26 protein-coding genes are annotated in these 25,293 nt (G+C 71.9%); 1 reads left to right on the plus strand and 25 read right to left on the minus strand.

What is annotated here, in order from left to right; all coding sequences use genetic code 11:
- Nucleotides 1–31: 31 nt before the first annotated feature.
- From AB0J93_RS06035 to AB0J93_RS06125, 19 genes are all read right to left on the minus strand, one after another.
- Complete coding sequence (locus AB0J93_RS06035) at nucleotides 32–547, minus strand: arginine repressor (RefSeq protein WP_363918630.1); 516 nt, start codon at nucleotides 545–547, stop codon at nucleotides 32–34.
- On the minus strand, nucleotides 544–1,473 hold the full coding sequence (argF, locus tag AB0J93_RS06040) for an ornithine carbamoyltransferase (protein ID WP_363918632.1): 930 nt from the start codon (nucleotides 1,471–1,473) through the stop codon (nucleotides 544–546). The genes AB0J93_RS06035 and argF overlap by 4 nt, the downstream gene beginning before the upstream one ends.
- On the minus strand, nucleotides 1,470–2,795 hold the full coding sequence (locus AB0J93_RS06045) for an acetylornithine transaminase (protein ID WP_363918634.1): 1,326 nt from the start codon (nucleotides 2,793–2,795) through the stop codon (nucleotides 1,470–1,472). The genes argF and AB0J93_RS06045 overlap by 4 nt, the downstream gene beginning before the upstream one ends.
- Nucleotides 2,792–3,679, minus strand: a complete 888-nt coding sequence (argB, locus tag AB0J93_RS06050) for an acetylglutamate kinase (protein ID WP_363918636.1) — start codon at nucleotides 3,677–3,679, stop codon at nucleotides 2,792–2,794. The genes AB0J93_RS06045 and argB overlap by 4 nt, the downstream gene beginning before the upstream one ends.
- Before the next feature lie 169 nt (nucleotides 3,680–3,848).
- Nucleotides 3,849–5,015 carry a bifunctional glutamate N-acetyltransferase/amino-acid acetyltransferase ArgJ gene (gene argJ / locus AB0J93_RS06055; protein WP_363918639.1) on the minus strand — a complete coding sequence of 389 codons (1,167 nt, stop codon included), beginning with the start codon at nucleotides 5,013–5,015 and terminating at the stop codon, nucleotides 3,849–3,851.
- Complete coding sequence (argC, locus tag AB0J93_RS06060; protein ID WP_363918641.1) at nucleotides 5,012–6,013, minus strand: N-acetyl-gamma-glutamyl-phosphate reductase; 1,002 nt, start codon at nucleotides 6,011–6,013, stop codon at nucleotides 5,012–5,014. Before argC ends, argJ begins: the two co-directional genes overlap by 4 nt.
- A gap of 100 nt (nucleotides 6,014–6,113) precedes the next feature.
- Nucleotides 6,114–7,139: an NAD-dependent epimerase/dehydratase family protein gene (locus tag AB0J93_RS06065; RefSeq protein ID WP_363918643.1), complete on the minus strand. Its 1,026-nt coding sequence runs from the start codon at nucleotides 7,137–7,139 to the stop codon at nucleotides 6,114–6,116.
- Between the two features lie 8 nt (nucleotides 7,140–7,147).
- Complete coding sequence (locus AB0J93_RS06070; protein WP_363918645.1) at nucleotides 7,148–7,927, minus strand: glycosyltransferase family 2 protein; 780 nt, start codon at nucleotides 7,925–7,927, stop codon at nucleotides 7,148–7,150.
- The gene (locus AB0J93_RS06075; protein WP_363918647.1) at nucleotides 7,927–9,129 is read right to left on the minus strand and encodes a nucleotide sugar dehydrogenase; all 1,203 of its coding nucleotides are present in this window, start codon (nucleotides 9,127–9,129) and stop codon (nucleotides 7,927–7,929) included. Before AB0J93_RS06075 ends, AB0J93_RS06070 begins: the two co-directional genes overlap by 1 nt.
- Before the next feature lie 249 nt (nucleotides 9,130–9,378).
- Nucleotides 9,379–11,955 (minus strand): phenylalanine--tRNA ligase subunit beta, encoded by a 2,577-nt coding sequence (pheT, locus tag AB0J93_RS06080; RefSeq protein ID WP_363918649.1) that lies wholly within the window; start codon nucleotides 11,953–11,955, stop codon nucleotides 9,379–9,381.
- Between the two features lie 36 nt (nucleotides 11,956–11,991).
- On the minus strand, nucleotides 11,992–13,059 hold the full coding sequence (gene pheS / locus AB0J93_RS06085) for a phenylalanine--tRNA ligase subunit alpha (RefSeq protein ID WP_363918651.1): 1,068 nt from the start codon (nucleotides 13,057–13,059) through the stop codon (nucleotides 11,992–11,994).
- Nucleotides 13,060–13,272: 213 nt separating this feature from the next.
- Entirely contained in the window at nucleotides 13,273–14,070 is a 798-nt protein-coding gene (locus AB0J93_RS06090; RefSeq protein ID WP_363918653.1) for an RNA methyltransferase, read from the minus strand.
- 65 nt (nucleotides 14,071–14,135) lie between these two features.
- Nucleotides 14,136–14,528 carry a 50S ribosomal protein L20 gene (gene rplT / locus AB0J93_RS06095; protein WP_093404272.1) on the minus strand — a complete coding sequence of 131 codons (393 nt, stop codon included), beginning with the start codon at nucleotides 14,526–14,528 and terminating at the stop codon, nucleotides 14,136–14,138.
- Between the two features lie 32 nt (nucleotides 14,529–14,560).
- Complete coding sequence (gene rpmI / locus AB0J93_RS06100; protein WP_093404274.1) at nucleotides 14,561–14,755, minus strand: 50S ribosomal protein L35; 195 nt, start codon at nucleotides 14,753–14,755, stop codon at nucleotides 14,561–14,563.
- A gap of 20 nt (nucleotides 14,756–14,775) precedes the next feature.
- A complete protein-coding gene (infC, locus tag AB0J93_RS06105) occupies nucleotides 14,776–15,420 on the minus strand; it encodes a translation initiation factor IF-3 (RefSeq protein WP_363918656.1) in 645 nt (214 codons plus the stop codon).
- A 328-nt stretch (nucleotides 15,421–15,748) separates the two neighbouring features.
- Nucleotides 15,749–16,276, minus strand: a complete 528-nt coding sequence (locus tag AB0J93_RS06110; RefSeq protein ID WP_363918658.1) for a PH domain-containing protein — start codon at nucleotides 16,274–16,276, stop codon at nucleotides 15,749–15,751.
- Nucleotides 16,273–17,400: a DMT family transporter gene (locus AB0J93_RS06115; RefSeq protein WP_363918660.1), complete on the minus strand. Its 1,128-nt coding sequence runs from the start codon at nucleotides 17,398–17,400 to the stop codon at nucleotides 16,273–16,275. Before AB0J93_RS06115 ends, AB0J93_RS06110 begins: the two co-directional genes overlap by 4 nt.
- Nucleotides 17,397–18,242, minus strand: coding sequence for an ATP phosphoribosyltransferase (hisG, locus tag AB0J93_RS06120; protein ID WP_363918662.1), 846 nt, complete (start codon nucleotides 18,240–18,242; stop codon nucleotides 17,397–17,399). Before hisG ends, AB0J93_RS06115 begins: the two co-directional genes overlap by 4 nt.
- 44 nt (nucleotides 18,243–18,286) lie before the next feature.
- The gene (locus AB0J93_RS06125) at nucleotides 18,287–18,550 is read right to left on the minus strand and encodes a phosphoribosyl-ATP diphosphatase (protein ID WP_088947482.1); all 264 of its coding nucleotides are present in this window, start codon (nucleotides 18,548–18,550) and stop codon (nucleotides 18,287–18,289) included.
- Between the two features lie 138 nt (nucleotides 18,551–18,688).
- On the opposite strand from AB0J93_RS06125, the gene AB0J93_RS06130 reads away from it, so the two are divergent.
- Entirely contained in the window at nucleotides 18,689–19,549 is an 861-nt protein-coding gene (locus AB0J93_RS06130) for a transporter substrate-binding domain-containing protein (protein WP_363918664.1), read from the plus strand.
- Between the two features lie 115 nt (nucleotides 19,550–19,664).
- On the opposite strand, the gene ribH is transcribed toward AB0J93_RS06130, so the two are convergent.
- From ribH to rpe, 6 genes are all read right to left on the minus strand, one after another.
- Complete coding sequence (ribH, locus tag AB0J93_RS06135; protein WP_363918666.1) at nucleotides 19,665–20,165, minus strand: 6,7-dimethyl-8-ribityllumazine synthase; 501 nt, start codon at nucleotides 20,163–20,165, stop codon at nucleotides 19,665–19,667.
- Nucleotides 20,166–20,170: 5 nt separating this feature from the next.
- Complete coding sequence (locus AB0J93_RS06140; RefSeq protein WP_363918668.1) at nucleotides 20,171–21,433, minus strand: bifunctional 3,4-dihydroxy-2-butanone-4-phosphate synthase/GTP cyclohydrolase II; 1,263 nt, start codon at nucleotides 21,431–21,433, stop codon at nucleotides 20,171–20,173.
- The gene (locus AB0J93_RS06145; protein WP_363918670.1) at nucleotides 21,430–22,050 is read right to left on the minus strand and encodes a riboflavin synthase; all 621 of its coding nucleotides are present in this window, start codon (nucleotides 22,048–22,050) and stop codon (nucleotides 21,430–21,432) included. The genes AB0J93_RS06140 and AB0J93_RS06145 overlap by 4 nt, the downstream gene beginning before the upstream one ends.
- A gap of 2 nt (nucleotides 22,051–22,052) precedes the next feature.
- Nucleotides 22,053–23,114 (minus strand): bifunctional diaminohydroxyphosphoribosylaminopyrimidine deaminase/5-amino-6-(5-phosphoribosylamino)uracil reductase RibD, encoded by a 1,062-nt coding sequence (gene ribD / locus AB0J93_RS06150; protein WP_363918672.1) that lies wholly within the window; start codon nucleotides 23,112–23,114, stop codon nucleotides 22,053–22,055.
- 381 nt (nucleotides 23,115–23,495) lie between these two features.
- A complete protein-coding gene (locus AB0J93_RS06155) occupies nucleotides 23,496–24,500 on the minus strand; it encodes a response regulator (protein WP_363918674.1) in 1,005 nt (334 codons plus the stop codon).
- Nucleotides 24,481–25,161 (minus strand): ribulose-phosphate 3-epimerase, encoded by a 681-nt coding sequence (gene rpe / locus AB0J93_RS06160; protein WP_363918676.1) that lies wholly within the window; start codon nucleotides 25,159–25,161, stop codon nucleotides 24,481–24,483. The genes AB0J93_RS06155 and rpe overlap by 20 nt, the downstream gene beginning before the upstream one ends.
- Nucleotides 25,162–25,293 lie beyond the last annotated feature (132 nt).

Raw genomic sequence — 25,293 nt, forward strand, 5'->3', positions numbered from 1 at the left:
CACCGGGCACCCACGTCCGACACAACCTCGATCACTGCGTACCGCTCCCTTCCGCGCTGTCGTCCCGGCGGGCCCAGCCGGCGAGCCGTTCACCGAGCGCGGCGCCGCCGTCAGCGGCGCGCGCCACGACGAAGATGGTGTCGTCGCCGGCGATGGTGCCGACGACCTCCGACAGGCCCGCCCGATCCAACGCGCTGGCCAGGTAGTGGGCGGCTCCCGGTGGGGTACGCAGGACCGCGATGTTGCCGCTCGAGTCGACCTCGTTGAGCAGTTCGCGCAGCAGCCGCACCAGGCGGGCCGGTGCCGCCTCGGCGTCACGCAGCGGGCGATGGCCGTCCTCGGGGATGACGTAGACGGCTCGGCCGTCACCACCCCGGGCGGTGACCGCGCCGAGTTCCTTCAGGTCGCGGGAGAGGGTGGCCTGGGTGACCTGCACGCCCTCGTCGCCGAGCAGCTCGGCCAGTTCGGTCTGCGACCGGATCGGCTTGTCGCGGATCAGCTCGACGATGCGGGCGTGCCGGGCGCCACGGGTCAGTGGTGCGGTCATGTCGTTTTCCCTTGGAGAAGGAAGGTCAGCAGCGCCTTCTGGACGTGCAGCCGATTCTCCGCCTGGTCGAAGACGGCACTGCGCGGGCCGTCGAGCACCTCGTCGGTGATTTCCTCGCCGCGGTGCGCCGGCAGGCAGTGCAGCACGATGGCCTCCGGCGCGGCGTGCCCGAGCAACGCCTTGTTGACCTGGTACGGCAGGAACGGGGTGTTGCGGTCCAACCCGTCACCCTCCTGTCCCATCGAGGTCCAGGTGTCGGTGGCCACCACGTCGGCGTTCCGGACGGCGGCGACCGGGTCGGTGAGCACCCGGACCGAACCGCCGGTGCCGGCGGCGATCGCCTCCGCGCGGGCCACCACCTCCGCGTCCGGATAGAAGCCGGCCGGACCGGCGACCCGCACGTGCATCCCGGCGGTCGCGCCGGCCAGCAGGTACGAGTGGGACATGTTGTTCGCCGCGTCCCCGAGGTAGGCCAGCGTCCGCCCCTCGGTACCGCCACACCACTCCCGGATGGTGAGCAGGTCCGCGAGCAACTGGCACGGGTGGAACCCGTCGGTCAGCGCGTTGACCACCGGCACGGTGGCACCGGCGGCCACCTCCGCGATCCGTTCGTCGCCGTGGGTACGCAACACGATCGCGGCCACGTAGCGGGACAGTACCCGGCCGGCGTCCGCGAGCGCCTCACCCCGGCCGAAGTGGGTGACCTGGGTGTCCACCACCAGGGGGTGACCGCCCAGTTCCGCGATTCCGGCGTCGAAGGAGATCCGGGTACGCAGGCTCTGCTTGTCGAAGAGCACCGCCACCGAGCGCGGCCCGGCCAACGGCGTGAACGCGAAGCGGTCGGCCTTCATCCGGCCGGCCAGGTCGACCACCGCGGACTGCTCGGCCGGAGACAGGTCGTCGTCGCGCAGGAAGTGCCGGGTCATGCGGAAGCCTCCGTCGGCGTCACCGTGTCGGTCGAGATCTCGGTGCGAGAGCGCCCCTGCGAGGGCTTCTCCGTAACAGCATCCGCGGCGACCGCCGAAGCGCCGGTCGGGATCGGGCTGTGGGACGGCGCCTGCTGGGCAACACGATCCGGTGTGGCCGTCGACGCGGTCAGGGCGGCTGGCAGCGCCGCCAGGAAGGCGTCGGCCTGGGCGGTGGTGAGGATCAGCGGCGGGGCCAGGCGGATCACGTCGGGCTGGATCGGGTTGACCAGGAAGCCGGCCTCGCGCAGCGCCCCGGCGAGGGCGGCCGACACCGGTGCGGTCAGGGTGACGCCGAGCAGCAGCCCCGCACCGCGTACGCCGCCCACCAGCGGATGATCGAGGGCCTCGATCCCCCGACGCAGCCGCTCACCGATCCGCTTGACGTGGTCGAGCAGCCCCTCACTGGCGATGGTGGAGATCACCGCCAGCGCGGCGGCGCAACTGACCGGGTTGCCGCCGAAGGTACTGCCGTGCGAACCAGGGCCGAGCAGGTCGGCAGCCGGGCCGAAGGCCAGGGTCGCGCCGATGGGCAGCCCGCCACCGAGCCCCTTGGCCAGGGTCACCACGTCCGGCTCGACGCCGTCGGCCTGATGGGCGAACCAGTGCCCGGTCCGGCCGATGCCCGTCTGCACCTCGTCGAGCACCAGCAGGGAGCCGTGCCGGGCGGTGATCCGCCGGGCCTCGGCGAGGTATCCGGCGGGCGGGACCACCACACCGTTCTCGCCCTGGATCGGTTCCAGGATCACCATGGCCGTGGCATCGGACACCGCCGCGGCCAGGGCGTCGACATCGCCGTACGGGACATGGGTGACCTCGCCCGGCAGCGGACGGAACGGGTCGGCCTTGGCCGGTTGGCCGGTCAACGCGAGAGCCCCCATGGTGCGGCCGTGGAAGCCGCCGACGGTGGCCACCACCTGGGTACGGCCGGTGCACCGGGAAAGCTTGAACGCCGCCTCGTTGGCCTCCGCTCCGGAGTTCGCGAAGAACACCCGCCCCGGCCGACCGGCGAGCGCCAGCAGCAGCTCGGCCAGGGCCACCGGCGGCTCGGAGATGTACAGATTGGAGACGTGGCCGAGCGTGGCGACCTGCTTCGACACGGCCGCCACCACCGCCGGGTGGGCGTGGCCGAGAGAATTGACCGCGATGCCGCCGAGCAGATCGAGGTACTCCCGACCGGCCTCGTCGACCACGACGGCGCCGGAGCCCGCCACCAGCGCCAGCGGCGGCGTGCCGTAGTTGTCCATCATCGCCTGCCGCCAACGGCTGACCAGAGCACTCATGAGGGAATCACCATCGTTCCGAAGCCTTCCGAGGTGAACACTTCCAGCAGGGTGGAATGGGCGACCCGACCGTCCACCACGTGCGCGGCCGGCACTCCCCCGTTGACGGCCCGCAGGCACGCCTCCATCTTCGGCACCATGCCCGACTCCAGCGACGGCAGCAGCTTCGCCAGCCCGTCGGTGCTGATCTCGCTGACCAGGCTGGACTTGTCGGGCCAGTCGGCGTACAAACCGGGCACGTCGGTGAGCACCACCAGCTTGCGCGCCCGCAGGGCGACCGCGAGCGCGGCGGCGGCGGTGTCGGCATTCAGGTTGTGCAACACCCCGTCCGCGTCCGGCGCCACCGTGGAGATCACCGGAATCCGGCCGGCGGCGATCAGGTCGTCCACCGCCGAGACGTCCACCGACTCGACGTCGCCGACCTGGCCGACGTCGACCGGCTGCCCGTCGACGTACGCGGGCCGCCGCACCGCCGTGAACAACCCGGCGTCCTCGCCGGAGAGACCGACCGCGAACGGCCCGTACGCGTTGATCAACCCGACCAGTTCCCGGCCCACCTGGCCGACAAGCACCATCCGGACCACGTCCATCGCCTCCGGGGTGGTCACCCGAAGGCCGCCCCGGAACTCGCTGTCGATGCCCAATCGGGCGAGCATGGCCGAGATCTGCGGTCCGCCGCCGTGCACCACCACCGGCTTGAGCCCGACGTAGCGCAGAAACACCATGTCCGCGGCGAAGGCCCGCTGCAACTCCGGGTCGACCATGGCGTTGCCGCCGTACTTGATCACAACGGTGGAACCGGAGAAGCGGGCCAGCCACGGCAGCGCCTCGATCAACGTAGCGGCCTTCGCCTGGGCGCGGCTCAGATCAGAGCTCAGCGTCACCGGACCAACCTTCCGTTCACGACTGCGGGACTCCGCTGCGCTACGTTCCTCGCGCTCACCGAGCCCACCTTCCGTTCACGACTGCGGGACACGACTGCGCTACGTTCCTCGCGCTCCGCCCGCCTTCCGTTCACGACTGCGGGACTCCGCTGCGCTGCATTCCTCGCGCTCACGTTGAGTAGGCCGAGTTCTCGTGCACGTAGGCGTGCGAAAGGTCGTTGGTCCACACCGTCGCCTCGGCCCTGCCGGCGTGCAGGTCGATCCGGATGGTGACGTCCCGGCCGGAGAGGTCGACCTTCGAGCGGTCCTCGGCCGCCGCGCCACCCCGGCAGACCCAGATGCCGTTGACCGCCACGTCCACGGCGTCCGGCTCGAAGGCGGCGGCGGTGGTGCCGACGGCGGCGAGGATCCGACCCCAGTTCGGGTCGTTGCCGAACAGTGCGGTCTTGACCAGGTTGTTGCGGGCCACCGCCTGGCCCACCTCGACCGCGTCGTCCTCGTCGGCGCTGCCGACGACCTCGATGGCGACCTGCTTGGTGGCACCCTCCGCGTCGGCGAGCAGTTGCTGGGCCAGGTCGTGACAGGCGGCGGTGACCGCCGCGGCCAGCTCCGCCTCGCTCGGCGCGACACCCGAGGCCCCGCTGGCCAGCAGCAGCACCGTGTCGTTCGTCGACATGCAGCCGTCGGAGTCGACCCGGTCGAAGGTGACCCGGGTGGCCGCCCGCAGCGCGGCGTCGAGTGCCTCCGGCCCGGCCACCGCGTCGGTGGTGAGGACGCAGAGCATGGTGGCCATCGCCGGGGCCAGCATGCCGGCGCCCTTGGCCATGCCGCCGACGGTCCAACCGGCACCGGAGACGACTGTGGTCTTCGGCCGGGTGTCCGTCGTCATGATCGCTTCGGCGGCGGCGGCGCCGTTGTCGCCCAGGCTCCCGACGGCGGCGGCGATTCCCGGCAGGAGCCGATCCATGGGCAGCCGCTCGCCGATCAGGCCGGTGGAGCAGACCGCTACCTCGCCCGCGCCGATCTGATGCACGTCGGCCGAGGTCAACGTGGCGGCGGTGTGCTCGGCGGTGGTGTGGGTGTCCTGGAAGCCGGCCGGGCCGGTGCAGGCGTTCGCGCCACCGGAGTTGAGCACCACCGCCCGCACGATGCCGCCCCGGACGACCTGCTGGGTCCAGAGCACCGGCGCGGCCTTGACCCGGTTGGCGGTGAAGACAGCGGCGACACCGGCGTCGGGGCCGTCGTTGACCACCAGCGCCACATCCGGTGCGCCGCCGGTCTTCAGGCCCGCGGCCACCCCGGCCGCCCGGAATCCCCGGGGTGTGGTCACGGTCATGGCGCGGTCCCCCACCCGGACAGGCCCGTGGTTTCGGGCATACCGAACATCAGATTGGCGTTCTGCACCGCCTGCCCCGCGGCACCCTTGCCGAGGTTGTCCAGCGCGGCGACCACGATCAACCGGCCGGAGTCGACATCGACGGTGGCTTGCAGATGACAGGCGTTGCCACCCAGCGTGGCGGCGGTGTGCGGCCACCGTCCCTCGGGCAGCAGGTGCACGAACGGTTCGGATGCGTACGCCTGCGCCAGCACCGCGCGCGGATCGGCCTCGCCGGTCGGCAGCGCGGTGACCGTGGCCAGGATGCCGCGCGGCATCGGCGCCAGCACCGGGGTGAACGACAGTCCGGTCGCCCCGGTGGCCTGCTTGATCTCGGGTACGTGCTGATGCGCGCCCACCTTGTAGGGCGACAGGTCGCCCATCACCTCGCTGGCGAGCAGGTGCGCCTTGGCGGCCCGGCCCGCGCCCGAGGTGCCCGACGCGGCGACGACCACCACGTCGTCGGGTCGGGCGGCACCGGCGGCGACCAGCGGGGCCAACGCCAGGGTGATCGTCGCCGCGTAGCAGCCGGTGCTGGCCACCCGTTCGGCGGCGGCGATCCGCCCCCGCTGACCGGGCAACTCGGGCAGGCCGTAGGTCCACGCCCCCGCGTGCGGGCCGCCGTAGTAACGGGCCCAGGCGTCGGCGTCCACGAGCCGGTGGTCGGCCCCGAGGTCGACGATCCGCACGCCGGCGGGCAGTTGCGCCGCAATGGCGGCGGACTCGCCGTGCGGCAGGGCGAGGAAGACGAGATCGGCCTCGGCCAGCACCTCCGGCGTGGTCGCACCGAGCGTCACGTCCAGCCCGGTCAGCTGTGGGTGGACGGCGTCGAGCCGTTGCCCGGCCTGGCTGTGCGCGGTGGCGGCGACCAGGTCGAACTCGGGATGTCCGGCGAGCAGGCGGAGCAGTTCACCACCGGCGTACCCACTCGCCCCGGCGACCGCAGCCCGAATCCCCATACCTACCTCCGCATGAATATGCATCGAAGGCTAGCAGGAGTGCACCTCGATCTGCAAGTTCATACAGTCAGCCGTATAGCGATGAGCTATCGGTCGAGGGCTAGAGGCGGCCCTCGGCGACGGCGTGGGTGACCCAGGGGATGACCTCGTCGAGCATCTCGTCCAGGGTCGTGGTGGCGGTGAAACCGAGCACCTCGCGGGCCTTCGTGGTGTCCGGTACGCGTTTTTGTACGTCGTACTGGAAGGGGTCGTCGCTGACGTGCCGGAACGGCACGTCAGACCCCTTGATCTTGCGCCAGATCAGCTCGGCCAACTCCAGGACGGTTGTCGACTCGGCGGTGGAGAGGTTGAAGTCCTCGTTGTGCGCCGCCGGGTGCTCGATGGCGAGCGCGATCCCCCGGGCCAGGTCGCCGCCGTAGGTGTAGTGCCGCACCTGGTCGCCCTCGCCGAGGATGTGCAGCGGATCCTGCCCCTTGACGATCTTCTGCACCAGGTCGGGTACCACGTGCGACATGGCCAGCTTGACGTTGCCGGAGAGCACCTCGGCCTGGCCCAACGCCCGTCCCTCCCCCACGCCGACGCAGTTGAACGGCCGCACGATCGTGTAGGGCAGTTGGTACTGGTCCCAGGCCGCCCGGGCGTAGTACTCCACAGCCAGCTTCTGGAACCCGTACGACGACAGCGGCGGCGGGATACGCCGCTCGTCGCCCTCCCGGCTCGGCCAGTGCTCGGTGGACTCGAACACCATCGAGGAGGACAGGTAGGTGACCTTGGACAGGCGGCCGGCGCGGTGCGCCTGGAGCGCCGCGTCACAGGTCGCCGCCATGATCCGCTCGTTGGTGGCGAGCAGGTCATAGGCGTACGCGTGGAAGTAGGAGATCCCGCCGATCATCGCGGCACCGGCGACCAGATGGTCGCAGCCGTCGAGCAGCCCGGTCAGCAGACCGGTGTCGCGGGCGTCCCCTTCCACGAACCGGAACCGGGGGTGCCCCTCGTGGCTCTGGGCGACCGGGCCGTACTTCGAGAAGTTGTCGACACCGACCACCTCGTGGCCACGGTCGAGCAGCTCCGCGACGAGATAGCCGCCGATGAAGCCGGCCGAACCAGTTACCAGGACCTTCGCCACGTACGCTCCTATGCCGTCTTCTCGTACTCGGTGCCACGCGGACTCGGCACGGCCGCCGTCCGCACCCGGGCGGTCAGCTTCTCCCGGCTCAGCCGTCGACCGTAGGCGAACAGGTACCAGCGCAGGTAGCCGGGGAGGAAGCGGCCCAGGTCGAAGTGGGACTCGCCGAGCGGACGGTCCAACCAGATGGTCGGGATCTCGGCCACCGGCAGGCGCAGCCGGGTGGCCTTCGCGGTCAGTTCCAGCCCGATCTCGAAGCCGGTCCGCGACTCGATGCCGACCTCGCGGACGAACGACGTGTCGTACGCCTTGAAGCTGTTGGTGGCGTCGCGGGTGCCCACCCGCGCGAAGGTGTAGAGGCTGCGCCCCGCCCAGCGGGACATCATCCGCTTCAGCCTCGGCCCGCCGACCTGCTGGCCGCCGGGCATGTACCGGGAGGCCGCGGCGACCACCACGCCCCGGTCGACCAACCGGGCCAGCTCGTCGATCTGGCGGGGATCGTCACACCCGTCGGCCATCGTCACCACCGCGACCGGTGCCAGGGCCGCGTCGATGCCGAACCGGATCGCGTTGGCCGGGCCCCGACCGTAGGTGTTGAGCACCGCCCGGACCCTCGGGTCGGTACGCGCGATCCGCTCGACGTACGGGACCGTGGTGTCCTCGGGCATGTCGTGCACGATCAGCACCTCGGCGGGCAGCAGCAGCTCGCGCAGCATCCGCTCCAGGCAGCGGACGATCGCCTCGCCCTCGTTGTAGACCGGCACGATCACCGAGACCCGCGGGTTCATCACACCCGTACCCCCTGCCCGGTCAGACCCCACATGTCGATCACCGGTTTGTCGGTGTCCAGGCGGGCGTACTGCTCGTGCGGCGCGGCGATGACCAGCAGGTCGGCCCGGCGCAACACCTCGTCGAGGTCGACGAAGCGCTCGTCGGCCACGTACGGGTCGGTGCAGAGCGTCTCCCGCGTCTTCAACGCCAGGATCTTGCGTAGCTTGTACGCCAGGCTCTCCCGGGGGTCGTCGCTACCGCCCTTGAAGGCCATGCCGAGGATGCCCACCGTCGAGGTGGACAGGTCGAACCGGTCCTCCAGGCGGGACACCAGGTACAGCGGCAACCCCTCGTTGATCAGCATCGCCGAGTGGCCGAGGACGAAGTTGTTCCGGTTGAACGCGGCCAGTTGCATGGTGTCCTTGAACAGGCACGGTCCGGCCGCGAAACCGGGCATCGGCAGGTCCGCCGCGCGGGGGTAGTCGTACGCCACCGCGTGCCGGATCCGGGCGAAGTCCAGCCCGAAGTCGTTCGCCATCATCCAGAACTGGTTCGCGGTGGCGAACTTGATGTACCGCCAGGTGTTGGTGAACAGCTTCGCCAGCTCGGCCTCCTCGGGTTCGAGCGGGACGATCTGGTCGGTCAGGTGCCGGAACAACTTCTCCGCCCGGGTCAGCGCCTCCGGGGTCCGCGCGGCGACGATCTGCGGCAGCGTGAACAGCTCGGTCATCGCCCGGCCCTCGGCGATCCGCTCCGGGCAGAACGCCACGTCCGCGCGCAGGCCCTTGCCGGCCAGCAGTTTCTCGGTAAGCGCGGTGACCCCGGGGTAGACGGTGCTGCGCAGCACGATCAGCTGACCGTCGCGCAGGTGCTCGGCGCAGCGTTCCAGCGCGCGGGGCACGGCACCGAGATCCGGGTTGAGATGCTCGTCGACAGGCGTGCCGACCACGACGACCAGATGTTCCGAGGCCCCGACGGCGGCGGGGTCGGTGGTGGCGCGCAGCCGCCCGGCGGCCACCGCCTCGACCAGCGGAGCGGCCGCGCCGGGCTCGGCGAAGGGCAGCGTGGCCGCGTTGACGCCCGCGACCGCCTCGGCGTTGATGTCGTACAGCACGACGGACAACCCGCGGGCGGCGAAGGCGATGCCCAGTGGCAGGCCCACCCGGCCACAACCACCGACTATGCAGACGTCGACCGAGGCGGGCGGATCATCGGACATGAGGGGGCTCCCGTGGGGTGGCGGGGTGATGCGGGTGGCGGCACTCGGAATCCAAGCAGGCTAACCGCTCGGAGGTAACTCGCGGGTAACCAAACAGCCATCGGTGTTGACCTTTCGGTCGATCCCGCACCGAGCGTCTCGCCGCCGTCACCGATCGCACACACCGCCGGTGCCGCCCCCGCGCCTTCGGCGTCCGGAAAGGGCCCCTCCGCTACTCGATGCGTCGAGGAGGGGCCCCTTCCTTGCCCGTCAGGTGCCGCGGAGGGTGGCGCCGCAGCGTTCGGCGGCGCGGGCGACGGCGGCATCGCGGGCGGCCACCGCCTCCTCGACGGTCAGGGTGCGGTCCGGTGCCCGGAAGGCGAGCTTGTAGGCAAGCGACTTGCGGCCGGCGCCGAGCTGCTCCGAGGCGTACACGTCGAACAGGCTGACCGACTCCAGCAGCTCACCGGCCCCCTCGACGAGCGCCCGGCGCACCTGTGCCGCCGGCACCGACTCGTCCACCACAAGCGCCACGTCGATCAGGGCCGGCGGGAACGTCGACACCGTCGGCGCGCCGACCGGCGGGGCCGCCGGCAGTGCGTCCAGGTCCAGTTCCATGGCGCAGGTACGCCTCGGCAGCTCCAGCGTCGCCACGACCTGCGGGTGCAGCTCACCGGCGTGGCCGACCACCGTCCCGTCGACCAGCAGCTCCGCGCAGCGGCCCGGATGCCAGGGGGCGTACTCGGCCGACCGCACCTCGACCTGCCCGTCAGGTACCCCGGCGGCGGCGAGCACGGCGCGGCCCGCCTCGACGGCATCCGCCCAGCCTGCCGCCCGCCCGCCGCCCCACCAGCCGGCCGGCTCGATGTCACCGGTAAGCACGACGGCGACGTGCCGGGGCTGGTCCGGAACCACCGCGTCGGCGGCGGCGAACTCCGCGTCGGTGGGACGTCGGTCGACGCCCATCGCCGGCGGGCTGCCGGCGTCGGGCCGGGGGTGGAAGACCGTGCCGATCTCGTAGAGGGACAGGTCCCGCAGGCCCCGGCCGAGGTTGCGCCGGACGATACCGAGCAGCGGGCCGAGCAGCGTGGTGCGCAGCAGCGGCTCCTCCTCCGACAGCGGATTGGCCAGCCGCACCGCCCGGCGGCGCGGGTCGTCGGCGGGCAGGCCGAGCTGGTCGGCCAGCTCGGTGGCGACGAACGGGTGCGCCAGGACCTCGACGTAACCGCGCTCGGCCAGTGAGCGGGACACCGCCCGGTGGCGTCGCTGCTGCCCGGTCAGGCCCCGGCCGGGCGGCGCGGTCGGCAGCACCGACGGCACCTTGTCGTACCCGTCGAGGCGGACCACCTCCTCGACCAGGTCCGCCGGGTCGGTCAGGTCGGGCCGCCAGGTGGGCGGGGTGACGCTGAGCGTCTCGCCGCCACCGGCAGCCACCGCCACCTCTCCCGGGTCCTCGGCCAGCCGGTCGGTGCCGCGCGCCACGGTGCAGCCGACCTGCTCCAGCAGGGCGGCCACCCGGGCCGGCGAGTAGTCCACGCCGACCCGCCGACTGGGCAGGTCGGCCGGCAGGGTGACCGGGGTACGCGGCCGGACGTGGTTGATGTCCAGCACCTCCTCGCTGGCGGTGCCGCCCGCGTACGAGGTGAGCAGCCCGACCGCCCGGTCCAGGGCGACAAGCGGCAGCGCCGGATCCACCCCCCGCTCCCAGCGCTTCGCCGCCTCGCTGAACAGCTTGTGCCGACGGGCGGTGCGACCGACCATCGCCGGGTCCCAGTGCGCGGCCTCGAAGAGCACGTTGACGGTGCCCGGCAGCACCTCGCTGGTCTCACCGCCCATCACGGCGGCGAGCGAGATCGGCGTGCCGTCGCCCTCGGCGGCGAGCGGGTTCGGCAGCCCGGCATCGCAGATGACCATGTCCTCGGGGGCGAGGGCGCGGGTCACCCCGTCGAGCGTGGTCAGTTTCTCCCCCGGTACCGCCCGGCGCACCACCAACTTGCCGGCGATCCGGTCGGCGTCGAAGGCGTGCATCGGCTGGCCGAGTTCGAGCATCACGTAGTTGGTGATGTCGACCGGCAACGAGATGCTGCGGATACCGGCGATGGTGAGCCGCTGCCGCATCCAGTCCGGGGTCTGCGCCGCCGGGTCGACGCCGCGCACCATCCGGGCCGCGAACCGGTCGCAGCCGACCGGGTCGCGCACCTCGACCGGGTACGCCGGCTCGGCCGTGCCGGGCGTCGCGGGCATCCGGCCCCGGTCGGAGTAGTCGAGGCCGAGAGCGTGCGCCAGTTCGCGGGCGAGCCCGCGCAGTGACATCTGGTAGCCCCGGTCCGGGGTGATCTCCACCTCGACGATGATGTCGTTGAGGCCGACCACCGGACGTGCGTCGTCGCCGGGCTCGGCCACCACGTGCTCGGGCAGCACCAGGATGCCGGAGTGGTCGTCGCCCAGGCCCAGTTCCCTGGCCGAGCAGATCATGCCGTTGGAGTTGCGCCCGTACGTCCGGCGGGCACCGACGGCGAAATTACCCGGCAGCACCCCGCCGGGCAGGATGACCACGACCCGGTCACCAGGGGCGAAGTTGCGGGCACCGCAGACGATCTCCTGCGGCTCGCCGGTGCCGTTGGCGGTGCCCACGTTCACCAGGCAGAACCGGATCGGCTTCTTGAAGCCGGTCAGCTCCTCGATCTCCAGGACCTCGCCGACCACCAGTTGCCCGGTCACCGTGCCGGCCAGGTCCACGATGGACTCCACCTCGATGCCGAGGTCGACCAGGGCCTGTTCCAGCTCGCCAACGGACAGGTCGGGAAGGTCGACGTACTCACCCAGCCAACTGAGAGAAACTCGCATGACTTGTAACCACCGTCTCCGTAACTCGCGCCCGCACTAAGCCCCGTGGCCGAACGCCCGGGTGAACCGGACGTCGCCCTCGACCAGGTCCCGCATGTCGCCCACCCCGTGCCGGAACATCACGGTCCGGTCGATGCCCATGCCGAAGGCGAAGCCGGAGTAGACCTCCGGGTCGATGCCGCACGCCCGCAGCACCCGCGGGTTGACCATGCCGCAGCCACCCCACTCGACCCACTGTGGGCCCTTGCGGTGCTCCGGGAACCACACGTCGAACTCGGCCGACGGCTCGGTGAACGGGAAGTAGTGCGGCCGGAACCGGGTCTTCGCCCCCGCGCCGAACATCGCCCGGGCGAAGTGGTCGAGCGTGCCGCGCAGGTGCGCCATCGTGATGCCCTTGTCCACCACCAGGCCCTCGACCTGGTAGAAGACCGGGGAGTGGGTGGCGTCCAACTCGTCGGTGCGGTAGACCCGGCCGGGCACGACCACGTAGATCGGCGGTTTGTGGGTGAGCATGGTGCGCGCCTGCACCGGCGAGGTGTGGGTACGCAGCACCAGTCCGGAGCCCTCCGGTGCGATGTGGAAGGTGTCCATCAGCCCGCGGGCGGGGTGGTCGGCGGGGATGTTGAGCGCGTCGAAGTTGGTCCACTCCAGCTCGACCTCGGGCCCCTCGGCCACCTCGTAGCCCATCCCGATGAACAGGTCGCTGATCTGCTCCATCAGTAGCGTGATCGGGTGCCGGGAGCCACGCGGGTGCCGGTCGTACGGCAGCGTCACGTCGACTCGTTCGGCGACCAGGACCCGCTCGGCCTGCTCGCGCTCCAGCACCTCGGAACGGGCGGCGTACGCCTGCTCGATGATGCGGCGGGCCTCGTTTACCCGCTTGCCGGCGTCGGCCTTGGCGGCCGGCGGCAGCGCGCCGATCTCGCGGCGGGCCAGCGAAATCGGGGCGCGGTCCCCCAGGTGCGCCGGGCGCACCGCGGCCAGCGCGTCGGGGTCACCGGCGGCGGCGAACGCCTTCTCGGCCCCGGTCACGGCCTCGGCCAGCGCGGCCGGGTCGAGCAGGGCAACCTGCTTCGGGTCGTACGGATCGTTGCGGTAAGTCATGGCGTACGGGCACTCCCTCACGACGGCACCGGCCCTCACGGGCGGCTAGGCGAGTCTACGGACGCGCGGCTGTGCCGCAGCCCGCCGGTGGGAGTCGCGTGGAGAGCAGGTCAGGCCCGCCGCCCGCCGACACCGGCGGGCTGGCTAAACGAACGCCGTGGTGCGTTCACCATCGGGGCCGCATCTCCTCCGTCATGCGCGCATGACCCGGGGTCAGCGCTGTGCTCTGGCTGAAGCGTACAGGCAGACGGCAGCCGCCGCAGCCAGGTTGAGGCTCTCGGCCCGCCCGTGCAGCGGCACCCGGACCCGGGCGTCGGCGGCCTCGGCCAGCTCGGTGGGCAGGCCGTGCGCCTCGGAGCCGAACAGCCAGGCGGTCGGCGCGGCCAACCTGCCGGCGTCGACCAGGTCGTCGAGATCCGCGTCGCCGTAGCCGGTCGCGGCGAGCACGGTCAGCCCGGCGGTCCGCGCCGCGGTGAGCGTCGCGAGCGGGTCGCGTTCCCGGACCACGTCGACGTGGAACAGGCTGCCCGCAGACGACCTGACGCACTTGCCGTTGTACGGGTCGACGGCGTCACCCGCGAAGATCACCGCGGTGGCGCCGGCCGCGTCGGCGGTACGCAGCACCGTGCCGGCGTTGCCCGGGTCCCGGATGCCGGCGAGCACGGCCACCAGTCGGGGGCTGCGGGACAACGCGACGGCCAGGGACACGTCGAGGTGCCGGCAGACGGCGACCAGCCCCTGCGGGGCGACGGTCTCGGCGAGCGCGGCCAGCGCCTCGTCGGTCACCTCGGAGACGGGCACGTCGTCGCTGGCGGCGGTCGCCGCGAGGTCGGCGTACCGGTCGAGGGCGGCGGGTGTGCCGAACAGCTCAAGGACGGTGCGCGGCCGGCTCAGGGCCTCCCGGACCGCCTGCGGTCCCTCGGCGAGGAACCGACCCGCGGCGTCGCGTTCGCGGCGACGCTGAAGTCGGCGCGCGGCCACCACCCTGGGGGTACGCGGTGTGAAGGGCATGGTCTCAGCCACACGCGCGAGGCGTCCCCCGTCGCCGAGGGACGCCTCGCTGCGCTGTGTGGGACTCAGGCGGCCTGGGCGGGCGCGCCGCCGGTGCCCTCGGCCTGCACGGCGGCCCGGGCCAGCTCGACGATCGCCGCGAACGCGGCGGCGTCGTTGACGGCCAGGTCGGCCAGGATCTTGCGGTCGACCTCGATGCCGGCCAGGCGCAGGCCCTGGATCAGCCGGTTGTAGGTCATCCCGTTGGCGCGGGCACCCGCGTTGATCCGCTGGATCCACAGCTGCCGGAAGTCGCCCTTGCGGTCGCGACGGTCCCGGTAGGCGTACTGCATCGAGTGCAGCACCTGCTCCTTGGCCTTGCGGTACAGCCGGGAGCGCTGACCGCGGTATCCGCTCGCGGTCTCCAGCAGGGTACGGCGCTTCTTCTGGGCGTTAACAGCCCGCTTGACGCGTGCCATCTCAACTCCTTCTTGGATTCAGGTGGCGCGCGTCAGCGGCCGAGCAGCTTCTTGATGCGCTTGACGTCAGCCTTGGCCACCTCGACCACGCCCGTCAGCCGGCGGGTGCGGGTGGAGGGCTTCTTCTCCAGGTTGTGACGCAGACCGGCCTGCTGCTTGGTGATCTTGCCTTTGCCGGTCACGCGGACCCGCTTGCCCATCCCCGTGTGGCTCTTCATCTTCGGCATGTGGAACGTCTTCTCCCCTGTTACTGACCGCTGGTGTCAGCGGTCGTGCCGGTCTCACCGGCTGCTGCGCTCTCACTGGTCACCGCAGGTTCGGCGGCCGCGGCGGGTTCCTCCGCGGTCCGCTCCCGAGGCCCACCACGGGACGCCGTGGCGGCGACCGCGGAGGCCTTCACGGCCCGGTGCGGAGCGAGAACCATGATCATGTTTCGGCCGTCCTGCTTCGGAGCGGACTCCACGTATCCCAGTTCCGTGATCTCGGACTCGAGCCGACGCAGGAGCCGGTAGCCCAGCTCCGGGCGACTCTGCTCGCGACCGCGGAACATGATCGTCACCTTGACCTTGTCGCCGGCCTTGAGGAACCGCACCACGTGACCCTTCTTGGTCTCGTAGTCGTGCGGATCGATCTTCGGCCGGAGCTTCATTTCCTTGATGACGGTCTGCTGCTGGTTCCGCCGCGCTTCGCGCGCCTTCAGTGCGCTCTCGTACTTGAACTTGCCGAAGTCCATGAGCTTGCACACCGGCGGGCGCGCCATCGGCGCAACCTCGACCAGGTCCAGATCGACGTCCGCGGCCAGCTGAAGGGCGCGCTCCAGCGGGACGATGCCCACCTGCTCACCCTCGGGGCCGACCAGTCGGACCTCACGTGCCCGGATCTGCTCGTTCACGCGTGGTTCGACGCTGATGGGGCCTCCTCGAGTCGGATCTTCATGCGTGGCCGACCCGGTGGCTCCCGGTGGGAACCGGCCCGGAAAGTAGAAGGCCCCGGCGTATGCCAGGGCCCGCTCGACCGGTCGGCACGATCACAGGATCGCGCATCCGGGACCGGGACGTGCCCGGAACCGGTGACCGGACCCGGACGCCACAGGCGGCGACGCGGGTGGGAGCAGGCGCTCCGCTTTCACGGCCGCCCGCCGGAGCGGACAGCCTGGTCGACTCGACAACACTACACCCTCGGTAACGGGCACCTCAAACCGACCCGCTTGGCGGGCCGGATCAGCGAGCCGCGCGCTCGGTGACGGCAGTCAGGTGCGCCTGGTGCAGGCGGCGCAGCGCTCGGACGCCGTCGACGGCGAGTTGCTTGTCGGCTGCCTGGAGAGCGACCACCGGGAGCAGGTCGTCGTCGTACAGCTCCAGGGCCGCCCACGGCGCACCCCGGTCGAACCGGATCCCCCGGACGACCTCCCAGGGCAGTTCGTACGAGCCGATGATGTTGCGGACCCGGACACCCCGCGTGTCCGCCTCGACCCGAGGTCGGGTGAACAGCAGCGTGCCCAGGGCGAACACGAACCCGAGCCCGATCATGGCGAACTGGTCACCGCGCTGGAAGGTTCCGTAGCCGTTACCGGTCGGGCCGGTCAGCGTGGTGGCGATCAGCGCGAAGACCACGACCAGCAGGATGGCCGACACCCAGCAGACCAGCCGGATCCGTCGCGGCCGCAGCCGGATCGACTCGGTGCCGGTCGCCCGCTCGCGCTCGCCCGGGCCGGCACTGGGCTGCGTCGCGTCCCGCCGCTCGCTCATGGCACAAGTCTGCCATCCGGTTCCGGCGGGCCGTCCGCCGCCACACTGATGTCAACCTCGGGTGAGCCCGACCCAGCGGCCGGACCCGACGCCGCGGTGGGCGGCGGACCGGTCACGGGCGGCCCGCCGGTGGCCGAGGCGGGGACGCCGGTGGCCGAGGCGGGGACGCCGGTGGCCGAGGCGGGGACGCCGGTGGCCGAGGCGAGGACGCCGGTGGCGCGTGGGGAGCGCCCGGCGACCAGCACCGCGAGCAGGGTGAGCAGCGCGCCGGCCAGTACCGGCAACCGGGCGCCCGGCCCCTGCGGCAGCAGCACGTCCAGCAGCAGGGCACCGGCGAGTTGGCCGCCGACCAGCGCCAGACCGGTACGCAGCACTCCCGCCGCGCGTACCCCCACGACCAGGCTGGCCACGATGCCGACCCCGAGCAGCCCACCGGTGTAGAGGTGCCAGCCGTCCGGCCAGCGGATCGACGGACCGGTGAACGCGCCGGCCAACGCCGCGACGAGCAGCACCACAGGCGTACTGACGACGAAGTTGACGGCGACCCCGGCGGCGGCCGACCCGGCCGCGGAGATCCGGCCGTTGAGCGCGGCCTGCAACGCCACGGCGACGCCGCCGGCAACCGCGAGCAGCAGCAGGCCGACGGCCAGGTCACCGACGGGTTGGCCGGTCTGCGCCAGGGCCACCGCGGCCACCCCGAGCAACGCCCCGGCGAGCCGGGGCACGGTGAGCGGCAGCCGGCCCACCGGGGCCAGGCCGGCCCGGTCCGAGGCCAGCCCGCCGAGGCTGCCACCGGCGACCTGGGCGATGGTGAACACCGCGACCCCGAGCACCGGAACGGCGTACGCGGCGAACACCACGATGGCCGCCCCACCCAGCCCACCCAGGTACGTCCACCAGGGCAGGCGGGACCGTCGCAGGGCGGCCAGCCCGGTCCGCATCGACGGCAGAGCCAGCAGCCCGACCAGGACCAGCAGGCAGCCACCGAGGTTGTTGACGACCGCACCCAGGGAGGCGTTGCCGACCCGCTGCCCCAGTTCCGCGTTCACCGCCCCCTGGGCGGCCGAGGCGATCCCCCCGAGGGCGACAAGCGTGAGTGCGAGCGCTACCGGCGGCCGGCTCACAGCCGACAGGCGTGGATGTTGGTGACCAGGATCGCCCGGGCGCCCAGTTCGTAGAGTTCGTCCATGATCCGGTGCACGTCGTCGCGGAGCACCATGGCCTGCACCGCCACCCAGCCCTCCCGGTGCAACGGGGAGACCGTCGGCGACTCGATGCCCGGGGTGAGCGAGCTGGCCCGATCCAGCAGCCCGGCCGGCACGTCGTAGGCGAGCATCACGTAGCGGCGGGCCACCAGCACCCCGTGCAGCCGGCGCAACAGCTGCTCGGCCTGCGGGTGGGAAGCCGCGCCGGTGCGACGGACCAGCACCGCCGACGATTGCAGCAGGGGTTCACCGAAGACCACCAGGCCGGCCTGGCGCAGCGTCGCCCCGGTCTCCACCACGTCGGCGACCACGTCGGCGACACCCAGCCGGATGGCGTTTTCCACCGCACCGTCGAGGCGGATCACGTCGGCCTTGACGCCCAGCTCGGTGAGGTGCCGCTCGACCAGGCCCGGGTACGCGGTGGCGATCCGGTGCCCGCCCAGTTCCCGTACGTCGTCGACGTCGTCCGGCCGGGCGGCGAACCGGAAGGTGGCCCGGCCGAAGTTCAGGTCGACGACCTCCTCGGCCGGCGCGCCGGAGTCGATCAGCAGGTCCCGACCGGTGATGCCGACGTCCAGGTCACCGGAGCCGACGTAGGTGGCGATGTCCTTCGGCCGCAGGTAGAAGAATTCGATGTCGTTGGCCTGGTCGCGGCAGACCAGGTCCTTGGTGTCGGTGCGCTGGCGGTAGCCCGCCTCGCGCAGCATCTGGGCGGCCGAATCGGCCAGGGCGCCCTTGTTGGGTACGGCGACACGCAGCATGACGGAGTGCTCCTTCGATCGGTTCCGGGTCGACGGTGGGGCACTCACAGATGTCGGTAGACGTCCTTCAGGTCGAGACCGCTGGCGAGCATCAGCACCTGCACCTGGTAGAGCAGCTGGGAGATCTCCTCGGCGGTGCGCTCCGGCCCCTCGTGCTCGGCGGCCATCCACGACTCGGCCGCCTCCTCGACGACCTTCTTGCCGATGAAGTGCACGCCCTTCTCCAGTGCGGCGACCGTGCCCGAGCCGGGGGTGCCGGCCGCTGCCTTGGCCTGCAACTCCGCGAACAACTCCTCGAACGTCTTCACGAAGACGGATTCTCGCAGTCGCCCTCGGTCCACCCGAGCACCGGGTCGGTGCTGACCGGTGGACGGGACCGGCATTCCCTACCGGCACAGTGGGACAGTCCTTCGATCCCCGCCTATGTTGGTCGTACGCTGTCCGCCATGGTCACCACCCCGCGTACCCTCGCGTTCGCCACCGCAGCGGCCGTTCTGCTGGCGGTCAGCGCCTGCACGTCCCAGGCCCAGCCCGCGCCCATGCCGACCGTGTCGATGGGATGCACCAAGGACAGCCTGCCCACCGAGACTGCGGGCAAGCTCACCATCGCCACCGACGAGCCGGCCCGCCCGCCGTGGTTCGTCGACGGCAAACCGGCCAACGGTCAGGGCTTCGAGTCCGCCGTGGCGTACGCGGTGGCGGAGCAGCTCGGCTACGCCCGCGACGACGTCACCTGGACAAGGGTGGGGTCCGATTCCGCCATCGCGCCGGGGCCGAAGGACTTCGACTTCGGCATCGACCAGTTCTCGATCAGTGAGGAGCGCAAGCAGGCGGTCGACTTCTCCGCGCCGTACCACCTCGTCCGGCAGACGGTGATCGCGCTGAAGTCCTCCAAGATCGCCGGCAAGACCGCGCTGGCCGAGCTGCGTGACGCCCGGCTCGGCGCCCAGGCCGGCACGACCGGACACCAGGCCATCACCGACCTGGTGCGACCGAAGGCCGAACCGCGGACCTACAAATCCCACGACGAGGCCACGAAGGCCCTGCGGAGCGGGCGGATCGACGGCCTGGTGGTGGATCTGCCCACCGCGTTCCTGCTCACCGAGGCGGAGACCGACGACGCGGTCATCGTCGGGCAGCTACCCCAGGTGGGCAGCCCGAAGGCGTTCGGCCTGCTGCTGGAGAAGGACTCACCGCTCACCGGCTGCGTCAGCGCGGCGGTCGGGCAGCTCGCCAGCGAGGGCGTACTCAACCAGCTGGAGGAGCAGTGGCTCGCCCAGGAAGCGGGAGCGCCCGAACTCACATGAAGCCCCGCCCCGCCCCGCCCGCTGCGCCGCCCGCCCGGTTGATCATGAGGTTGTTGTCCCGGGTAAACGCTCTCCGGGACAACAACTTCATGATCGCCGAAAGGATGGGGTGGGGTTAGGCGCCGAAGCCGACAGGGTAGTTGCCGGCGGTGGCGGCCTGGCGGATGGCGAGGGCGGCGTCCAGGGCGGCCACCGTCGACGACCAGCCCTTGTCCTCGGCGGAGTCGGGCAGGCCGGCGCGGTCGCGGGCCTGCTCGATGGTGTCCACGGTGAGCACGCCGTGCGCGACCGGCTTGCCCTCGTCCAAGGCGACCCGGGTCAGCCCGTCGGTCACCGAGCGGCAGACGTAGTCGAAATGGGCGGTGGCACCGCGTACCACCACGCCGAGGGCGACCACCACGTCGCAGCGCCGCGCCAGGGCCTGCGCCACCACGGGCAGCTCCACCGAGCCGGCCACCCGGGCCACCACCGCCCGCGCACCGCACGCCTGCGCGGCGGCCACCGCCCGGTCGAGCATGTGGTCGGTCAGGTCACCGTGCCAGCGCGCGGCGACCACACCGACGGTCATCCCGGCCGCGTCGACCGGAGCCGAACCCGGCTCCCCGAAACCCGCCATCTCTCCTACGCTCCGATCTCTCTGCCGGGCACCGTACGCCCCATCGGCGCCTCGGCCACCTCGTCAAGCTGTTCGAGCAGGTGACCCATCCGGTCCCGCTTGGTCCGCAGGTAACGTACGTTCTCCGGGTGCGGGCGCACCGGCAGCCCCTCGCGGCCGGTGATGGTCAGGCCGTAGCCCTCCAGCCCCGCCCGCTTGGCCGGGTTGTTGGTCAACAGCCGCATCGACCGCACCCCGAGGTCGTAGAGGATCTGCGCGCCGGTGCCGTAGTCGCGTGCGTCGGCCGGCAGGCCGAGGTCGAGGTTCGCGTCCACCGTGTCGCGGCCCTGGTCCTGCAACTGGTACGCCTGGAGCTTGTGCAGCAGCCCGATGCCGCGCCCCTCGTGACCGCGCACGTAGAGGACCACGCCCCGCCCCTCGCGGGCCACCCGGTCCAGGGCGGCGTTGAGCTGCGGCCCGCAGTCGCAGCGCACCGACGAGAAGACGTCGCCGGTCAGGCACTCCGAGTGCACCCGCACCAGCACGTCACGGCCGTCGCCGATGTCGCCCATCACCAGCGCCACGTGCTCGGCCGAGTCGTACTCGCTGCGGTAGCCCAACGCCCGGAACACCCCGTGCTCGGTGGGCATCCGGGCGTCGGCGACCAGCTCGACCTGCTTCTCGGTGCGCCGCCGGTACGCGATCAGATCCGCGATGGTGACCAGGGTCAGCGAGTGCTCGGCGCAGAACTTCTCCAGGTCCGGCAGCCGCATCATGGTGCCGTCGTCGTTTACCAGCTCGCAGAGCACCCCGGCCGGACGCAGACCGGCCAGCCGGGTCAGGTCCACGGCCGCCTCGGTGTGCCCGGGACGTCGCAGCACCCCACCCGCGCGGGCCCGCAGCGGCACCACGTGCCCCGGGCGGGCCAGGTCCGTCGGGCCGGTGGCCGGGTCGGCGAGCAGCCGGATGGTGTGCGCCCGGTCGGCCGCCGAGATGCCGGTGGTCACCCCTTCCCGGGCGTCGACGGTCACCGTGTACGCGGTCTGCCGCCGGTCCTGGTTGGTGTGGTGCATGGGCGGCAGGTCGAGCCGATCGCACTCGCTCTCGGTGAGCGGTGCGCAGATGAAGCCCGAGGTGTGCCGCACCGTGAAGGCCAGCAGTTCCGGGGTGGCCAGCTCGGCCGCGAAGATCAGGTCGCCCTCGTTCTCCCGGTCGGCGTCGTCGACCACCACGACCGGACGGCCGGCGGCGATCTCGACCAGGGCCTGCTCGATGTCGGCGAAGGTCATGCCGGCACCTCCGCCCCGTCGACCGGACGGCCACCCAGCAGCCGCTCGACGTACTTGGCCAGCACATCCATCTCCAGGTTGACCCGGTCACCAACCGACCTGGTGCCGAGCGTGGTCGCCGACAGGGTGGTGGGGATCAGACCGACGGCGAACCAGTCGTCGCCCACCTCGGCCACGGTCAGCGAGACGCCGTCGACGGTGATCGAGCCCTTCTCCACCACGTACCGGGACAGCGCGGCGGGCAACCGGAACCGGACCGTCTCCCACCGCGACGCCGGCTCGCGGGCGAGCACCTCACCCACGCCGTCGACGTGCCCCTGCACCAGGTGACCGCCGAGACGGCTGCCCAGCGCGGCGGCGCGTTCCAGGTTGACCCGGTCGCCGGTACCCAGTGCGCCCAGCGCCGAGCGGCGCAGCGTCTCGCCCATCACGTCGGCGGTGAACACCCCGCCGTCGACGTCGACGACGGTCAGGCAGACCCCGTTGACCGCGATCGAGTCGCCGTGTCGTGCGTCGGAGGTGACCAGTGGGCCACGGACCGCTACCAGGGTCGAGTCCTCTGCCGTCGGGGTCACCCCGACGACCTCGCCCAGTTCCTCGACGATGCCGGTGAACATGCCTAGCCCTCCCTCTTTCGGGGCAGCGCGGTGATCCGCAGGTCGGGACCGACCTGCGTAACGTCGGTGAGTTCCAGATCGATGGCCTCGGCGATGGTGGTCACACCCGCGTCGACAAGCGCGGCGGGCCCGGCCCCGAGCAGCCGGGGCGCGAGGTAGCCGACCACCCGGTCGACCAGGCCGGCGGCGAGGAACGCCCCGGCGAGCCGGGGGCCGCCCTCCAGCAGCACGGCCCGTACCCCACGGGTGTGCAGGGCGGCGAGCAGCGCCGGCAGGTCGACGCCGCCGTCCGGGCCGGTGCCCACCTCGGCGGCGGTGGCCACCCAGGTGCGGGCGGCGCCGTCGCGGACCCGGGCGCCGTCCGGGGTACGCCCGGCCGAGTCGACCACCACGCGCAGCGGCTGCCGGATGGCCAGGCTGCCGTCGCGCAGGTTGCGCACGGTGAGGCGGGGATCGTCGGCGAGAACGGTGCCGACGCCCACGACCACCGCGTCGACGGTGGCGCGCAGCGCGTGCACGTCCATCCGGGCCGCCTCGGACGTGATCCACATGCTGGTGCCGTCGGCCGCCGCGGAGCGGCCGTCCAGGGTCGCCGCGTACTTCCAGATCACGTACGGCCAGCCCCGGCGCATGGCGGTCAACCAGGCCACGTTGCCGCTCTCCGCCTCGGCCCCGCGTACCCCCAGGTCGACGCGGACGCCGGCGTCGCGCAACGTGGCGGCGCCGCCGGTGGCGACCGGGTTGGGGTCCGGTACCGCGATGACGACCCGGGCCACCCCCGCCTGGACCAGCGCGGTGCTACAGGGGCTGGTGCGACCGACGTGGTCGCAGGGTTCCAGGGTGACCACCGCCGTGCCGCCCTTGGCCCGCTGGCCGGCCTGGGCCAACGCGACGATCTCGGCGTGCGGTCCCCCGGCGTACGCGTGGAAGCCCTCGCCGACCACCTCGCCGTCGGCGTCGAGCAGCACGCAGCCGACGACCGGATTGGGACTGGTGGTGCCGAGCCCGCGCGCCGCGAGTTCGATCGCGCGACGCATCGCCTCGTCCACGGAGACGCTCGCCATCGCCTGCCGTTGCCCTCTCGCTCGTACGCGCGGGCAGGGAGGTCGGCCGGGTGGCCACGGGCAGGCAGCGGAACCCGGGTACGGCACAGCCGCCCCGGACGGGACGCGCGCACGCCGGAGCCCGGCGAGCCACACGGCCCCCTTCCGTCCCGCGCGCTGTCTCCCATCCGGACTGTCTGGGCGCGGACGAACCGCCCCCAACCGTCGGCCCCGGATTCTCACCAGGTCCACCGGGCGGACGAACCGCTCCCGGGTCGCGGGCTTACCACGGTCGGACCGTGGATCACCGCCGGTTCGGAATTACACCGAGTCCCGCCAGCGCGTGGTGGGTACTGAGCAAAGTCTTACACGCCCGGCGGGGCGCCGGGCCACCCGGGCGAGCTACTTCACATGACGGTGACCGGGGTCGGCGACACCGCGACGGCGATCCACCGCCACGTACGAGCCGGGTTGGCTCTTCGCCACGGTCTTCATCTCGGAGGCGACCGTCATCGCCTCCAGCGGGTTGGTGATGCGTTTGTCGGCGTCGGAGATCGCGACCCCGATGGAGAGGGTGACCAGCGCCGCCCGGCGGATGTTGCCCCGTCGGTCCTTCAACTCCACGTAGCCGCGTTCCCGGTCGGTGGGATCGTAGAGGGCGTCCGCGGCCTTCTCGAAGTCCGACGACACCCGCAGGGTGAGCGGCCGTACCTGCTCGGGTGTGCACACGAAGACGAAGTCGTCACCGCCGACGTGGCCGAGGAAGGCCGGCGGCAGGGCCACCGCGACGACCGCCCGGTGCAGGCTGCGGGCCAGCGCGGAGATGAAGCCGTCGCCCCGGACGAACCCGTACCGGTCGTTGACGCTCTTGAACCGGTCGATGTCGATGTAGCCGACGGCGTAGTCCGCGCCGCCGCGGACCCGGTCGGCGATCTCCCGGCGGATCCGGCTGTTGCCCGGCAGCCCGGTCAGCGGGGAGACCTCCCGGAACTCCTTGTTGCGCCGCAGCGTGGAGCTGACCCGGGCGACCAGCTCGGCGTTGTCGAAGGGCTTGACCAGGTAGTCGTCGGCACCGGCGTTGAGCCCGTGGACCTTGTCCTGGGTCATCCCCTTGGCCGTCAGCATGATCACCGGCAGGGCCGCGGTCATCGGGTCGGCGCGCAGTCTCCGGGTCAGTTCCAGGCCGTCCACCCGCGGCATCATCAGGTCGACCACGGCCAGGTCGGGCCGCTGGCGTTCGATCAGCTCCAACGCCTCCTGGCCGTCCGCGGCGAGGATCACGTCGAAGCCCTGGAGGCGCAGGTTGAACTCGACGAAGCGGGCGATGTCCTCGTCGTCGTCGACGACGAGGATCACGTCCTTGCGATCGTCGTCGGGGGTGTCCACGTCAGGCCCCGGCCGCCGCACGCTCGGCCAGCCCGCGCAGCCGGCGTACCGCCTCGGCCGGGTCGTCGGCACCGTAGACGGCGGTGCCGGCCACGAAGGCGTCGGCGCCCGCCGCGGCCGCCTGCTCGATGGTGTCGGCGGCGATCCCACCGTCGACCTCGATGCGTAGCTCCAGGTGACCGGCGTCGACGTGGCGACGCGCGGTGCGGACCTTGTCCAGCAGTTGCGGGAGGAACCGCTGCCCGCCGAACCCGGCCTTGATGGTCATGACCAGCAGCGTGTCGAAGCTCGGCAGCAGGTCGAGGTACGGCTCGATCGGGGTGTCCCGGTCGATCGCCAGCCCCGCCTTGGCACCGGCCGCCCGCAGGTCCCGGGCCAACGCCACCGGGTCGTCGCAGGCCTCGGCGTGGAAGGTGACGTTGTACGCCCCCGCATCGGCGTAGCCGGGCGCCCAACGCTGCGGGTCGGTGATCATCAAATGTACGTCGAAGGGCAGCTTGGTGGCGGCCCGCAGGCTCTGCACCACGGGCAGCCCGATGGTCAGGTTCGGCACGAAGTGGTTGTCCATGACGTCGACGTGCAACCAGTCCGCGGCGTCCTCGACGGCACGGACCTCCTCGGCGAGGCGGGAGAAATCGGCGGCGAGGATGCTGGGCGCGATGATCGGCGGCGGTACGGTCACAGGGCCAGTGTACGAACGCGGCCAGCAGCCACGGCAGCGTGCCAGCAACCGGGACACCCCGTGACCCGGAGGTGACCAATGGTGCAGAATGACCCCCTTCGAACCGATGAAACGGAATGAAGCTCAGCTTCC

Source organism: Micromonospora sp. NPDC049374 (assembly GCF_040677165.1).
Lineage (GTDB): Bacteria > Actinomycetota > Actinomycetes > Mycobacteriales > Micromonosporaceae > Micromonospora.